This is a genomic window from Enterococcus pseudoavium NBRC 100491 (genome assembly GCF_001544295.1).
GTDB classification, from domain to species: domain Bacteria; phylum Bacillota; class Bacilli; order Lactobacillales; family Enterococcaceae; genus Enterococcus_A; species Enterococcus_A pseudoavium.
The window spans coordinates 26,730-41,595 of the sequence record NZ_BCQF01000016.1; the positions used below are offsets into that span (position 1 = coordinate 26,730).

Genomic DNA, 14,866 nt, shown 5'->3' on the forward strand with positions numbered 1-14,866 from the left:
CCCTTTCAAGAAAAGCATAGTTGAGAATCCAACTATGCTTTTTCCATGCATTCTTTTAAATAGTTTAATGAATTTTGATAAATTGTCGGCAAATCTTCCCCGCGTAAACGGCATTCATAAACCAAACAGCCATCATAGCCCAGTTCCTTGATTGTTTTGAAATGCTCAACAAAGTTGATCGCACCAGAACCCGGTTGATAACGATGATTATCTGCCAAATGGATATGACCAACATAATCTTTTTGTTCAGTCAACGCAGTCGAAATGTTATCTTCTTCAATATTCATATGATAAAAATCAGCAGTAATCTCAACATTTTTTAGTTCATTTTTATCAATATAAGTTCGAGCATCCGCTAATAAATTGATCATATGATCTTGGTAACGATTTAAAGGTTCTAAAAAGATTTTTGTACCTGTTTCTGCTGCGACTTTATCCAATTGCAACAACGAATCACTCACGGCTTTGAAATCACCGGCTTGACTTCTTGGTGAAACCATCGGCGGCAAGCGATAGGTAAACATGCCCCAAGCCGCTGGAACGACAATCCCTTTACCACCAATTTCGCCTAATGCGCGTAAAATTTCTGAGATCTGTTCGATTCCCCGTAAACGACGTTCTTCAATAAAATCACCAATCCAACCATCGTAACCATTACAAGCTGTTTCGATGACGATCCCGGTTTCTTTCATTGCTTCTTTTACTTCTTCTGTATGTTCTACTAGTAATTTCCCATCAATTTCATACGCTTCAAAGCCCATGTCTTTGATGTATTGGAATTTTTCCTTAATATCAGTAGGGAAAAAAGCTTGATCTTGTGTTCCGAATTTCATGACAAATCCTCCTTAAATTTCAACGCCCATTTTTACACTAAGATGTGGTTCACGATCGACATATTGCATGAATGCTTCGGCACTTTCAGATAACGGCACGATTGGTGCTACGATTTCTGAACAATCCAAGTAGTCATTCATCAACAATTCCCAACAAGTATCTTCGATCCGCTTACGATCCCAACGTGGATATTCTGGATTAGGTTCACTTGATGCACGTGCAAAGATGATTTGTGCATTGTTAAAGTGTGCCTCACGACCAAAATTCAACCCTGCTGGAAATGGTTTAGCAAAAGCAACATAAGAAATGATCCCGCCATAAGCGATCCCACGTAACGATGCTTGTAAGGCACTGGCCGCTCCACTCGTTTCAATGACTGAATCAACCCCTAATTTATTCGTTAATTCCTTCATTTTCAAGCCAGCATCTTCTTTAATTGGATCGATTGTCTGGAAAGCACCAAATTTTTCAGCTAAAGCGCGACGTTCTTCGATTGGATCAAGTGCAATCACTTTTGCTCCAGCTTTTACAGCGATCTGAACAGCGATCAAACCGATTGCTCCAAGACCAAACACAGCCACAACATCTCCTGCACGGACATTGGCAACACGTGTTCCACCCATAGCAAATTGTGCCGGATCATAGCAGACCGCATTTTTCCATTTATCATAACTAGGCATTTTACGTAATTTGTAATTGTCGACACCTTTTGCAATTACTGTTTCTCTAATAAATCCGTAAGTACAAACAATATCACCGACTTGATATTCGGTTACTTGACTACCGATTTCAGCAATTTCCCCAACGACCATATTTCCTAATGGTAAATCTCCAAATTCGATACCGCGTGGGCTGCCGGCTTCTCGTGGCATAAACATATTCCATTCAGTTGAAAATTCATCATCGATAAACGGACTGATCCCTCTAAAATCCACAACCTCAGTACCAGGTTTAGGTGCCGCATATTTCACTTTAATCAGCACTTCATCTGCTGCAATAGCTCTTTCTTCGTAATCCTTTAAGCCAGCGACTTGTTTTTCAAGTGCAACTAATTTTTTCATTTGTTTCCATCCTCTTTCTTATTATCCTTTGACGCCGCCTTCAATAGCGCCGCCTTTAATAAACCGTTCTGAAATTGCATACATAATCACGACTGGTAGAGCCGTAATTAGTGATGCCGCCATCATTCTTCCCCAGACATAATCCGGTGTACTAAACAGGGTGTTTAATCCAATTGGTAAAGTAAATTTATCTGTTGATGATAGGAAGATTGAGGCAAATAGAAAATCATTCCAAGAAACCATAAAGCAATAAACAAAGACCGAAACAATCCCCGCAAAAGCTAATGGAATCATAATCTTGATAATGATTTGGAAACGACTTAAACCATCGATCATGGCCGCTTCTTCAATATCTTTTGGAATCGTTTCAAAATAACTTCGCAACATGAAAATGGCCGTCGGAAGTGTTTGGACCACCATAGTAATTACAATCGAGGTCCGTGTATCATATAGGCCTAAAGAGGCAATGATTTTAAATAACGGAACCACAATTAAAATACCTGAAAACATATACACGGTATAAAAACTCGCATTAATCTGATTACGTCCTTTGAAATTTAAGCGAGCCAGTGCATAGGCACCACCAATCCCGATAATCACGGCAATCACTGAAGCTGCGATCGAGGTAATCAAACTATTCTTAAAATAATCCACAAACGGGAATATATCTGGATTAAAAATATCAAAAAAATGTTCTGTCGTAATATGGCGCGGCAAAATTGTCGGAGACGTGGAGATTGCTTCGGCACTTTCCTTAAACGCAGTCATTAACATAATCCAAAATGGAAATAAATTAACTCCTAGAAAGCAGATAATTGCAGCATAAAAGAACACTCGTTTCAGCTTTTTATTTTTAGCCATTGTTTAAATCCACCCGCTTTCTTGAAAGTAAAATAACTGCAGCAATAATGATGAATAAAATAACTGATATTGCAGATGCCTTACCCAAATCATTAAAGGCAAAGGCCGTCTTATATAAGTAAACCCCTAAAATATCCACCTTATTGGTTAGTAAATACACATCTGTGAACATATAGAACATCCAGATCGAGCGTAAAACGACCACAGTCGCTAACACAGGTTTAATGGCTGGTAAAGTAACGATTTTAAATTTTTGCCAAAAATTAGCCCCGTCAATATCAGCCGCTTCATAAAGACTCTTATCTACCGTTTGTAAAATCGCTAGAAGTGAAATGAACGCATACGGGTAATAGCGCCAAATCGCAAAAATCACGACTAATGCGAAACTTGAGCCTGGATTATCAAACCATAAAGGAGCCTGTTCAAATAGATGCAACTTATCTACCAATAAATTATTGATAATTCCATAACCATTGTTAAACATATATTTCCAAGCAAAAATCAATGAAATTGATGGCGTAACATAGCTTAAAATGATTAGCGAACGCACAAGCCCGCGATATTTAAATTCACGATTAAAGGCAATCGCTACGATCAAGCCTAGTGCCGTACTACCAAAAACGACTAGTGCCGTATATGCGATCGTTAGCCCTAACGATTTGTAAAAAGCACCATCCTTTAAAATATCCAAATAGTTATTTAGTCCAATAAAGGTCGATTTGAGACTGGCATTCAAAGGAACATCTAAAAAACTGATTTGAATATTTGACAGCATCGGAAAAAATACTAATACAGCCAACAAAATTATACTTGGTGTTAACAACGCCAAAGCAAATTTTGTATCCGAACTTCTTGCTACATTTTTCATATACATCTCCTACTCTTCAAGTGATTTTTGAGCAGCTTTTAATGCTTTTTTCGGAGTTTCATTTCCAACAGTTACATCATTGACTGCTTTTGGTATGGCCCCTGAACTTGTAATGTCTCCCATTTTTGTGAAATTCTTATTCCCGACTAAGCCAAATACTTGAACTTTATCAAAAGAATCAGCAATTTCTTTAGGCAGCTCTCCAAAGGCGCTAATCACTTCATTTGCTTGATAAGACGGACTATTTACAACCTTTTTATTGATTGGTTGTGCTCCTCCTGGTGACATTAAGACCCATTTTTCTAAGTTCTTTTCCTCAGAAATAAATTCAACAAATTTTTCAGCGGCAGCTTTTTGTTGTTTATCTAAACCACCGTTAGAAATTGTTAAACCAGAGACCGTTCCATAGACCGCTTCTTGTTTATTCGTTGGGATGGCAAAACCAATATCCTCAGCATTCCCTTCTTCATAAACGGAAGGCAAGATATACGTTGAATAAATTGCCATCGGTGTGGAACCATTCATAAAGGCATCTTTGATTTCTGTCACATCATTTGATCCAGGCATTGTATATTGTGATAATTTCTGGTAGAAATCTAATGCTTGGGTCATCTGCGGCGTATCCAAAGTGATTTTCCCTTTACTATTTAAGACATTTGCATCATTAGAAAGAGCAAATTGTGAAAATGCTTGCTCACTCATCGTTCCATCTGCAGTTGGCATGGCGATCCCATATTTTTTATTTTTAGGATCGTTAAACTGCTTCGCAATTTTTAAGACCGCTTCCCAATTAGTCGGTTCAGAGAAACCGGCATCAGCCAAAGCCTTTTTGCTATACCAAATGCCTTGGACCCAACCCGTGATTGGCGTCGCGATGTACTCTGAGCCATCTTCAGAACGAACTAATTTTTTTGCCCCATCATAATAGTTCTCTTCACCGACCGATTTCATGACCTTTCCAACGGCTTTTTTATCAATTAGCTGATCTTTATCCATCACCTTGGCAAAATCCTGACTAACCTCAATCACTGCGGGTAATTTATTTGAACGAGCTAATGTTACAACTTTGGTATTATACGCATCTTCTTCTACAGGCATTTGCTTGATTTTAATATCCGGATTTTCTTTTTCAAATTCCGTAACCAGTTGGTTAATTACTTTTAAACGATCCTGTTCGACAGATGAATGCATAAATTCAACCGTCACTTCGCCATCTTTAGCACTATTTCCGCCACAAGCTCCCAGCGTCAATGCTAGCAATCCCAAGGTCGCACCCCAAAATAGCCTTTTCATTTTCATTTGGATAACTCCTCTCTATTGCTTTTTTAGCCAGACAAATTGATAGGGTTCTAATTTTATTGTGCCTTCAATTGGACATTCATTTTTCGTTAATAAGTTAGTATAAAGTCCTTCATCCAGTTGAATCGTTCCTACTTGATTACTCATGTTGTGTAACGCATAAATTTCGTTGTTTCGAACGATCGCGAAGATATTATCTTCAGATGGAAGAACTTCCATTGAATGATTTGGATGGAAAGCGGCTTCACTTCTTCGTAATTGGATCAACTCTTGCAATTGTCGATAGACTTGATTTCTCAACGAACCCGTTGCCAATAACTCTTGTGCGATCTCACTTGCCTCATATTTTTGACGATTAATCGTTCTATTTGCGCCAGTTTCTTTGACACCTTCATAATAATTACGGCTCCCTAAGATACTTTGAACATACACCGCTGGAATCCCGATGATCGTCAATAAGACTGAATGAGCCAATAAGAAACGTTTGATCCGTAGCTCATCTGAATCTGCTTGATTGCTTAAAGCATCCATATAGGTCGTGTTGATCTCATAAGGACTAAATGTACCATCAGGATTTTGTTTATTATTTACCAAGGCCCCGTCTTGTTTCAATTCATCAACTAAAGCCAATATTTCTTCTTCCGGAATGATTCCGCGAATTGGATTGACTCCAATTCCATCATGAGAAGCTAAGAAATTAAAGAAGCTGGTTTGTTGACTAGGCGGACAAATTTCTTGTGCCCATGTTTTTAAATAATGGGTATCCCCAGTCCGAATTGCGTGTAAAACTAACGGCGGTAACGGGAATTGGTAAACCATTTGCGCTTCGTTCGTCCCATCGCCTAGATAGCTGATATTGTCTTTGTGAGGTACATTCGTTTCTGTAATCAAGACCGTTCCTGGTGCAACTTCATCCGCAATACTTCTAAACAGTTGAACGACATTGTGTGTTTCTTCAAGATGAATGCTGCTCGTTCCAATTTTCTTCCATAGAAAGCCAATAGCATCTAACCGAACAAAATCAGCTCCTTGATCGAGATAAAAGAGTAATACATCGACCATTCTCAACAAGACTTTAGGATTAGCAAAATTCAAATCGATTTGATCTTCACTAAAAGTAGTCCAAATATGCCGTGTCTTCCCTTCATTATCCGTAAATTTAGAAAGTAACGGGCTTGTCCGTGGTCTAGTGACCATACTTAAATCGACAGCCGGATCTTCTTCAATAAAAAAGTCACGATAGATGGCTTCATTTTTCAAGTAGCCTTTAAACCAATTGCTTTCAGCAGACATATGGTTGCAGACAAAATCAAACATCAAGCGAGCTTTTTCACTCATTACTTGAACATCGGCCCAATCCCCGATTTCTGGATTTACTTGTTCATAATCAATAACTGAAAATCCATCATCCGAACTATATGGGAAAAAGGGTAAGAAATGGACAATCGGAAAACTATCGGCAAAAAATTTATCATAAACTTTTTGAAACGTTGCCATTTTTGCTTCATCACCGTGAAAGAACTGATCACCATACGTAATTAGGAAAACATCATCCTGATCCCAATTCGCTTTTCGCGTACGACTAATTTTCTTTTTATAAGTAGTTATTCTCTCTTTAAGAGCTGTGGTTAAAAAATCTGCATCATCCTGATTAGGATAAATCTTACTAATTAGTTCTTCAATCAAATAAAAAAACTCCTTTCTGTGGGACCGCTCCCAATCAACAATATGATAATAATTCAGTAAGCGGTTTCTGTCAACCCTTTTTAAAAAAGAATTTCTCTGGTTTGTAGACAAAATGAAGCGGCTACAGTACAATGACACTGTTGGTGGTACCGCTACCAAGTTAGGAGGGTTTTTTTGAGACCGACAATTTACGACATCGCTAATAAATCTGGCGTTTCAAAATCAACTGTGTCACGGGTGTTGAACAATCAGGAGAATATTTCACCTGAAGCAAAACAAAAAGTTCTAGCCGCGATTAAAGAATTAAACTACATGCCTAGTAAGTTAGCGCGGGGGCTAACTGGAAATGGATTCGATGCTATTTTAGCCTTATCCCACCGGTCAGTCAGCTCGACTAGCGGCAATCCTTTTTTCTCGGAAGTCATTCAAGCAATCTCTTCCATCTCGGAGAACTATGACTTTGACTTGATTTTGCAAACTTCTAAAAATTATGATGACGAATTAAAAAAGATTAAAAATAAAATCGATGAAAAATTGATTCGAGGGATCATTATTCTCAGTTCCTCTTTAGATGATCACTATTTGGATGAACTAGATACTTTAAAGATCCCCATTGTGATTATTGGAAAACTCGAAAAAGAATACAACTATATTTACTCAGTCGATACTGATAATTATGCTGATAGTTATCAAATGACCCAAAAATTAATCGAACTGGGGCACAAGGAAATCGCGTGCCTACACGCACCCTTGGATATCCACGTGTCGACTGATCGACTAAATGGTTACCGCCAAGCTCTGTTTGATAACTTTTTAGACATAAAAAGTGAATGGATTATTGATGGGGGCTATTCACTTGAGGAATCAATTGAAGCTGCTCATACGCTATTGGATGGTGAGAAATTACCTTCAGCGATTTTTGCTACTGATGCTTTAAAAGCATTTAGTCTTTTCCAAGTAATTGAAAAAGATGGATATCAGATCCCCGATAACTTTTCTTTGATTGCTTTCAATGATACTTCTTACGCCGGCTTTTTTAGCCCACCTTTATCTGGGATTAACATCCCGACGAATGCTTTAGGAATAAAAGCTACCGAGCTGTTGTTTCAATTGATTAACGGCGAGACCGCGTTGCCAAAAAGAAATATTATTCCCACCCAACTAGTTTTAACAGAATCTATTTTAAGGAAGAAATGAAAAGTACTTCATTTTTAAAAAGCTCACTTTATATATAAAGTGAGCTTTTTCTCTATTTAATAATTACCTATAGTAATAATGAAACTCTGCCATAGCTTCACAAAATTATTCATAAATAAACAATCATTCAACGAGCAACTTTATCTTTGCGATCAGTGCATCATCTGGATTAAAACATGGAATCTTCGTTCTAGCCTGATATTCTGCTAGAAAGTAGGGAAAATGAGTACATCCAATCAAAATCGCTTCAACTTGATTTTTCATAAAAAAGTTCATGGAATCAGTTAACCCAAATTGATCGACAATCACACTAGGGGCAATCTTTTTTTCCACAGCCTGTACCCAGTCTAAATTTGTGACGTTGTAGACTTGGATGGCAGCATGATGTTGAACCAAAACGCCTTCAATCCCTGCGGCGCCTTGGCCGTTTGCAGCTAAAACTCCAATCCGGTCATATTTTTTAGCAAAATCAGCATAGATTTGAAATGGAGTAATGATTTTCATTGAATACTTAACCGCAAAGTAGTCAAAATCGATCGAGGCACTCAATGAATTGCAGTAGACTAACAATAAATCGGTATTTTGTTGTTGTAGTCGTTCTATTATTTCTTCGATCTGCTTCATTTTAGCTAAAGTCGGCAATGTTTGAAAATAAGTCTGCTGAAGAGGATCTTCTGAAACAGCTATTTCCAGTAGGTCATAGGAAAAGGCTTTTAACAATTTGGCTCCCATCTGTGTATCGACTGGGGTTCCTGCCATTATGGCCACTTTTGACATACTGATCATCCTTTCAAAAAGAATTTCTGCCTATTATACGCTAAAAATCATTCTTGACAATAGTTCTAGTGGAAATAGGCCAAAAAATGCGCGACACTTATTTTGAATAGTTGTCGCGCATTTTTTGCTCTTATCTAATCACCTATCAACCAATCAGAATCTCATAAACGATATAAAGCTCCCAATTTGAGATTTTGATTTTATAAAACTGTTCCAATGTATAAAAAATGGTTTGAGCATTTTGGTAGAAAGGTTTGTTATTGATCTTCAACTCATTGATCTCTTCAGGAACGGGGTAATCTTCTGCCCCCAAAATCGTCCGTTCTACCATTAAAGCTAGATGCATCATTAAATTAAATTTCATTTTGGCATTCAATTGCAGACTGAATCTTTTTTCACATTTGCTAACGACGTCTTCTACTTGACGAATAATCACATCTGGATTTAAAAATTCCAATTTTTCCGACAGTCCCTCTTTCGAAAAGAAATGAATAAATTCATTCATTAATAAGGGAATACTGCTCGGGTGAATCAAGTTTTTCAACTGACTATTTAACTGATTTTCAGCATCTTCATCTAACACGTCGATCAAATTGATACTTGGAACTGGAGTTTTATTATCCAAATATGACGTCGTCAAGATCACAGCCGTCTCCTTCAAGTAGCCTTCCTCTGAATAGGCCCGCTCTGAAGTGTTGGCCAATTCACTGTAATTCAACACGATTAATTTGATATCAGGATTGAAATATTTTTCGCAAATCTTCTTGATTTTTTTGGCAATATCTCGACCAGAAATGCTCGCGATGATGACATTTTTTTCTACGGCAAAGCCCTCAAAATACTGGACATTTGTCACAAACTTTTGCTCAGCTGTTTTGGCGATTTCGTAAAAAAGATTCCCATTGATCAGCTGTTGACCAACCTCTAAAGCATAGGACGTAGTAAGGTTGTTAATAACTAACAGTTCTCCGAGAATCTGAGGTTTCAAGCTTTTATACAGATGCGTCAATGACCCCATATCTACTAGCATGATCACCCCTTCCGAAGTATCTCTTTCTGCTAACCAGTCACTGACCTTAGTGATGATATCACGCGCATTGGAAGATAATGGCATGTTGATAGCATCAAATACATATTCTCCACACATCTTGTTTGCGACCGCCTGAATACTACTGGCTGTCGTATTCCCATGAGCGACAAGCAATGCTTGATAACGAATATCTTCAGATACTTTGCCGATCAATAGTACGCCTAAGAAAAACCTAACGAAAGGCCGGATCTCAGCGTCAAGCTTTTTCGTAAGATTCGCAGCTAAAAGTAACGTTCTAGGATACTGCTTTGATAAAAGATGGCTTTTTTCTTGCAGTTCTTTTAGTGAAAGGTCCCCTTTTAGAACTTGCAATAGACGACAAACACTTTCGACTGCTTCTAGTGTCAGCGCTCGATCGTCAATCAGCGCTTGATTTTGTTGCTGAATGCTGGAAATGATCGTTACAGAAAGGCTCTCATTGGTCACAGTCACGGTATTGGCCAAATACTTACTATCAAATTCTTGTAATTTTTCCCTTAACTCATCAAAGTCCTCTAAATCACATAAAGGTGCCAATTTTTTTATAAAAACTTGACGCTCTACCTTTGGAGATGCTGGTTTTGGTGGATAAGCAATTTGAATGGTTGACTGTAGATTTTCCCCGATGAAAAGTTTGGGACTTTCTGGCGTACGCCGTAACGCATCTGCGCAATCCATCCTGACTTGATTAGATAAACTACCGATATTTCCCGAAAGCTCTTGGGTAATCAAATCAGAAAAAATTTCATTTGAAATAGTGATACTTTTTTTGATCCTCTCTGCTTCACGTTCGAACAAGTATTTAACTAGTTCGATCCGTTCAAAAATCGGACGCTCATGAAATGCTGGTAAGTCGATCACCACTGAGATTCGGCGATAAAAAGTCGGTAATAGAACTTCTTCTGGTACCTCTGTTGTCGCAAATAATAGGCGGACATTGGCATGAACTGACTCAGCTTCCTCGCCGATCGGTCGAAATTGTCCAGTATCCATGAATTGGAACAGCTTTTCTTGATTTTCATTAGAAAGGCGATGAACTTCATCCAAAAATAGAACACCGTTATCTGCCTGAGCTAACAGTCCTGTTTTTTCTTTTTCTGCTCCCGTAAAGGCCCCCTTCGTATGACCAAAAAGGATCGATGACAAGAGTTCCGGATTGTTAGCATAATCAGCACAGTTAAAGACCAGAAACTTTTTGGCTCCTGGACTATTTTTTTCTTGGAGATACTTAAAAATCAAATGGGCTAAAAAACTCTTGCCGACGCCACTTGCACCATGTAAAAGCAACGGTAGCCCTAACGGTGGATATAAGACAGCCGCTTTGCATTTTTCAATGGCCTTTCTAGCACTACCACTACTCCCGATATATTGATCGAAAACATCTTCTCCTGTGGAAGAGGCTATTTGATTGAGGGACCAGTAAACTGGTTTTGTGCCGCTTTTAGCGATTTCATTTTGTTCTAATAACTCATTTAAATATAGACTAGTAGCAGAACGGCTTAGTTCGATCGCATCGGCAATCTCTTGCGTTGTCAGCGCCTGTTCTTGTGATAAAATTTTGAATAATTGTTCTCGTGTTTCTTGTCGCATATGTCTGCCTCCCCTCAATTAAAATACAGTATCTCTAGAAAATTGTCATCTCATTGACTAGCAATACTTTTTTTCTCTTCTATAATCAGAAATCAGACAAAGACTACCACAGTGTGGGACAGTGATTTTCTGTCCCCTTGCGCTAGTCTTTGTAGAAATATCTTTAATTTTTAACTAGAAATGATTCACCTGTGCCAAACACTTGCGACAGAACTAACGTCACTGCGTCTTTACTAGTTTTTGCTTGCGGAACTGCTAAATCGCCGGAATCTGCAAAACGATTCAACCAGATTGGGTGCCAACCGGCTAAACGGGCAGGAATGATATCATTTTGGTAACTATCTCCTAAATAATAAATTTGTGTGATTTCTTTAGGCAGTTGTGCCGCGACTTTTTGAAAGCAACTTACATTTGGCTTGGCGTCACCTAACTCTTCGGAAATAAGCTGCCATCTCGGCTCAATATAACGATTTAGTCCTAATTGATCGAGCTTTCTTTGTTGCTGTTGTTTGAAGCCATTCGTTAAGATGCCACAAAAAATCTCATTTTTCCCTAGCAAATCCAACAATTCCATCATTTCAGCCGATAATCTCTGTTGTCTTTGGCAACGATGATAGGCATCATCTAATTCAGCTAGAATCGAGGGATCTTTTTGGTTTAAGGCGTTTAAAACAAAAGACCACCGTTCGTACTGCTGGGAAGAAGTGACTTGATTCGTCTGATACTGGTGATAAATCTTTTCACTGTTGGAACGAAAATCACGATAAAGTTTTTTCAATGAAGCTTCTGTTATCAGCAATTCAGAAAAATAGGTTTCAATGGTCCATTTGAAAGCATGATAATTATCGAGCAACGTATCATCCACATCGAAAAAAACGGCTGTCTTTTCTAACATACACCTAACAGCCCTAGAATAATCCCTAAGAACATGATACCGAACATCACAACATTTACGTTGACCTTTTTACGTAATAACCAAAAAGCAAAAAGGGTAACCGCTAATGGGATAATACCAATGAATAATTGATCGAGATACTCCTGGATCTTCATAACTTCTTTGCTGCCTTTGACACTTACTTCTAAAATAGTCTGGAATTTAACATTTGATGCAGTCATTGAACCCATCATCATCAAACCTAGCATACTAGAAGCTTTAGTCAAAATCTTCATCCCACCAGATTCATACATCCGTTGAATAAAGTTAGCACCTACAGAATAACCGCTATATAAAGCATAGTAATGAATCAAGAAGGCTGGGACATTGTAGATCACTAAGAACATGATTGCGCCTAATGGTGACCCAGTCGCAGCTAGAGAGATTCCGATTCCAGCGGCAATGACTCGCAAGATGCCCCAGAAGAAAGAATCGCCAATTCCTGAAATGGGTCCCATCAATGAAGCTTTTACGGCGGTAATCGAACTAGCGTCAAAATTTTCATCTTCGCTGTTTTGTTTTTCCATTGAAGCGACTAAACCCATGATAAAGTTATTGATATGCATCGTAGCATTGAACCAAGTCGTATGGCGGACGATCGCCTCAGCCTGTTCTTCTTTAGTTTTATAAAAGCGATTGATCACCGGCAGCAACGTATAAATTACCCCAACTGCGTGGTATTGAGTTGCTCCTGTTCGACTAGCATTCATGGTCCATGAACGCCAAAAAACGGACCGCATCATTTTCTTTTCTTCTTTTGTCATGTTTTCTTGGAATTTCATGCGAAAAAGTCCTCCTCTTCTTCAACTTTAGTCATTGGACCAGCATGATGATTGCCGCCACCATTACCGGAATCTCGAATTTCAAGATCTCGTTGTGCACTGACTACACAGATGACCACACCAATAACAGCTACCGCTACTGCTGGTAATTGTAAATAGGCGGTCAAAACAAAGCCTAAAATATAGAAAACCGAAAGTTTATTGTCCCATAATAATTTCATTAACATCGCAAACCCGACAGCTGGTAACAAACCACCGGCGGCACTGAGCCCGTTCATTAAGTTTTGTGGAATATTTTCAACAAAAGTATTTACCGGACCGCTACCTGCCAAAATACCGATAAAGGAAATCGAGGCAATGATCACATAATAGATCGCCCAAGTCCCATAGTGCAATGCGACTACCATTTTTTGATTATTTTCACGAGCTGCTTTATCTAAAGCCGGAGCAAAGATATTCATAAAAACATTTTTCAAGAACATCACGACAAAGGCTGCCAGCATTCCAATCGGAACCGCTAATGTCATCGCAGCTTTTGTTTCGACATTCGAAATAATGGCAAACGTCGTTGCTAATGTTGTTGCAGTTACTGGTTCTGCGGCAATCACACCGCCAATATTGACATTTCCTAAAAAGACCGCCTCTAAAGATGCCCCCATCAGAATGCCTGTTTTCATATCACCCATCAGTATCCCAGTCACCAGACCTACGACTAAGGGGCGTTCCATCATACTCTGACCTGTTAAATAGTTACCTGCAAAACAGATAAATACTGCTAGGGCAGCCATCGTTGCATGCATCAACATTTTCTTTTCCTCCTATTTCAACGCATCTTTTAAACTTAATTGTGGATTTGACGGTAAAACTTGATTATAGCTATTTACCCGTTCAAGTTGAGCCAACTCTCTAGCCGCAGCAAGTTCAGTCGGATTTAGCTGAACACTTGGGAAAACCATCGTTTTAGTCCCTGGATCCGATTTATCGAAACGGCCAGCATTCGCGACATTGACTGTCTCTACATTTTTTACATTTTGAGCGATTGTATTGGCATCTGAAACACTGTTTACAATAACAAAGATACGTTTGTCCGCACCTCGAGGATCGTTAAAGACATTGATTGCATCAGCGACCGACCGAATCAATAGTTTCATTCCGTTGGGAACGGCCATTTTTAAGGTCATTTGCATTACTTCATTTTTTGCGGCCTCATCGTTGGCTACCACTAACAATGGTGCATTCAATTCCTTTGTCCATACAACTGCTACTTGACCATGGATTAGACGGTCATCTACACGAATTTGCGTAATCATTCTATTTCCCCCTAAAATTATTGCTTATTTTTTATTTTCTGCTGGCCTTAAAAAAAGGATTCTTCTTTTGGCAGCTTCGTAGATACTAAACATACTTGGCTTTCATTGATCGCTTCGTTGATACTTTCCTGAGTAAAAATTTCGTTTTCTGCGGATAATACCAACGTCAAAATAATTGCTAAATTACTATTGGAAACAATAAAGATTTGGTCTTTTTTACTCATCAATGTTTCTGAGACAACTTTTTGATTGACACTACCACCAAATAAATCGGTAAAGATCACTCCTTGTTCTTCTTCGCCGACAGATTCGATAAACGCAGTAACCGCGGGTGTAAAATCATCTGCCGTTAAATAGGCATCAATTACTTCGAGCTCTGCTCCTTTATCGGCTAAAATTGTCAGAGAATTTTGAAAACCGCTGGCTAGCCGTCCATGTGTGGCGACTAAAAATTTCTTTTTCATATGATTCACCTCACTTTAATATTAAGCAAGTCCCATGCCAAAAATAAAAAGGATAAAAAAGCGCGGGTTCTCGCACTTTTTTATCCTTTTAAACTGTTTAAACAGTTTATTGAATACTTAAACACATTGGTTAG

14 protein-coding genes are annotated in these 14,866 nt (G+C 38.6%); 1 reads left to right on the forward strand and 13 read right to left on the reverse strand.

Features of this window, described 5'->3' with window-relative positions; translation table 11 throughout:
- Window positions 1-32 precede the first annotated feature (32 nt).
- From EP1_RS08660 to EP1_RS08685, 6 genes are read right to left on the reverse strand one after another with little or no spacing between them, the layout of a single operon-like run.
- On the reverse strand, window positions 33-833 hold the full coding sequence (locus EP1_RS08660) for a sugar phosphate isomerase/epimerase family protein (RefSeq protein WP_067626481.1): 801 nt from the start codon (window positions 831-833) through the stop codon (window positions 33-35).
- Window positions 834-845: 12 nt separating this feature from the next.
- Entirely contained in the window at window positions 846-1,895 is a 1,050-nt protein-coding gene (locus EP1_RS08665; RefSeq protein WP_067626483.1) for a zinc-binding dehydrogenase, read from the reverse strand.
- 21 nt (window positions 1,896-1,916) lie between these two features.
- Window positions 1,917-2,756, reverse strand: a complete 840-nt coding sequence (locus EP1_RS08670) for a carbohydrate ABC transporter permease (RefSeq protein WP_067626485.1) — start codon at window positions 2,754-2,756, stop codon at window positions 1,917-1,919.
- The gene (locus EP1_RS08675) at window positions 2,749-3,624 is read right to left on the reverse strand and encodes a carbohydrate ABC transporter permease (protein ID WP_067626486.1); all 876 of its coding nucleotides are present in this window, start codon (window positions 3,622-3,624) and stop codon (window positions 2,749-2,751) included. The genes EP1_RS08670 and EP1_RS08675 overlap by 8 nt, the downstream gene beginning before the upstream one ends.
- A gap of 9 nt (window positions 3,625-3,633) precedes the next feature.
- Window positions 3,634-4,917, reverse strand: coding sequence for an ABC transporter substrate-binding protein (locus EP1_RS08680; protein ID WP_376717047.1), 1,284 nt, complete (start codon window positions 4,915-4,917; stop codon window positions 3,634-3,636).
- 21 nt (window positions 4,918-4,938) lie between these two features.
- Window positions 4,939-6,609 carry a sugar phosphorylase gene (locus EP1_RS08685; RefSeq protein ID WP_067626490.1) on the reverse strand — a complete coding sequence of 557 codons (1,671 nt, stop codon included), beginning with the start codon at window positions 6,607-6,609 and terminating at the stop codon, window positions 4,939-4,941.
- A gap of 174 nt (window positions 6,610-6,783) precedes the next feature.
- Here EP1_RS08685 and EP1_RS08690 point away from each other — a divergent pair, with 174 nt between their 5' ends.
- On the forward strand, window positions 6,784-7,806 hold the full coding sequence (locus EP1_RS08690) for a LacI family DNA-binding transcriptional regulator (RefSeq protein ID WP_067626493.1): 1,023 nt from the start codon (window positions 6,784-6,786) through the stop codon (window positions 7,804-7,806).
- A gap of 123 nt (window positions 7,807-7,929) precedes the next feature.
- On the opposite strand, the gene EP1_RS08695 is transcribed toward EP1_RS08690, so the two are convergent.
- The 7 genes from EP1_RS08695 to EP1_RS08725 all read right to left on the reverse strand — a co-directional run bounded on the left by EP1_RS08695 (window position 7,930) and on the right by EP1_RS08725 (window position 14,732).
- Window positions 7,930-8,583: an aspartate/glutamate racemase family protein gene (locus tag EP1_RS08695; RefSeq protein ID WP_067626495.1), complete on the reverse strand. Its 654-nt coding sequence runs from the start codon at window positions 8,581-8,583 to the stop codon at window positions 7,930-7,932.
- 145 nt (window positions 8,584-8,728) lie between these two features.
- Window positions 8,729-11,242 (reverse strand): sigma 54-interacting transcriptional regulator, encoded by a 2,514-nt coding sequence (locus EP1_RS08700; RefSeq protein ID WP_067626498.1) that lies wholly within the window; start codon window positions 11,240-11,242, stop codon window positions 8,729-8,731.
- A gap of 163 nt (window positions 11,243-11,405) precedes the next feature.
- The gene (locus EP1_RS08705; RefSeq protein ID WP_067626500.1) at window positions 11,406-12,137 is read right to left on the reverse strand and encodes an HAD family hydrolase; all 732 of its coding nucleotides are present in this window, start codon (window positions 12,135-12,137) and stop codon (window positions 11,406-11,408) included.
- The gene (locus EP1_RS08710) at window positions 12,131-12,958 is read right to left on the reverse strand and encodes a PTS system mannose/fructose/sorbose family transporter subunit IID (RefSeq protein ID WP_067626502.1); all 828 of its coding nucleotides are present in this window, start codon (window positions 12,956-12,958) and stop codon (window positions 12,131-12,133) included. Before EP1_RS08710 ends, EP1_RS08705 begins: the two co-directional genes overlap by 7 nt.
- A complete protein-coding gene (locus EP1_RS08715) occupies window positions 12,955-13,764 on the reverse strand; it encodes a PTS mannose/fructose/sorbose/N-acetylgalactosamine transporter subunit IIC (RefSeq protein WP_067626504.1) in 810 nt (269 codons plus the stop codon). Before EP1_RS08715 ends, EP1_RS08710 begins: the two co-directional genes overlap by 4 nt.
- 12 nt (window positions 13,765-13,776) lie before the next feature.
- Window positions 13,777-14,268 (reverse strand): PTS sugar transporter subunit IIB, encoded by a 492-nt coding sequence (locus EP1_RS08720; RefSeq protein ID WP_067626507.1) that lies wholly within the window; start codon window positions 14,266-14,268, stop codon window positions 13,777-13,779.
- 47 nt (window positions 14,269-14,315) lie between these two features.
- Window positions 14,316-14,732 (reverse strand): PTS sugar transporter subunit IIA, encoded by a 417-nt coding sequence (locus EP1_RS08725; protein WP_067626509.1) that lies wholly within the window; start codon window positions 14,730-14,732, stop codon window positions 14,316-14,318.
- Window positions 14,733-14,866 lie beyond the last annotated feature (134 nt).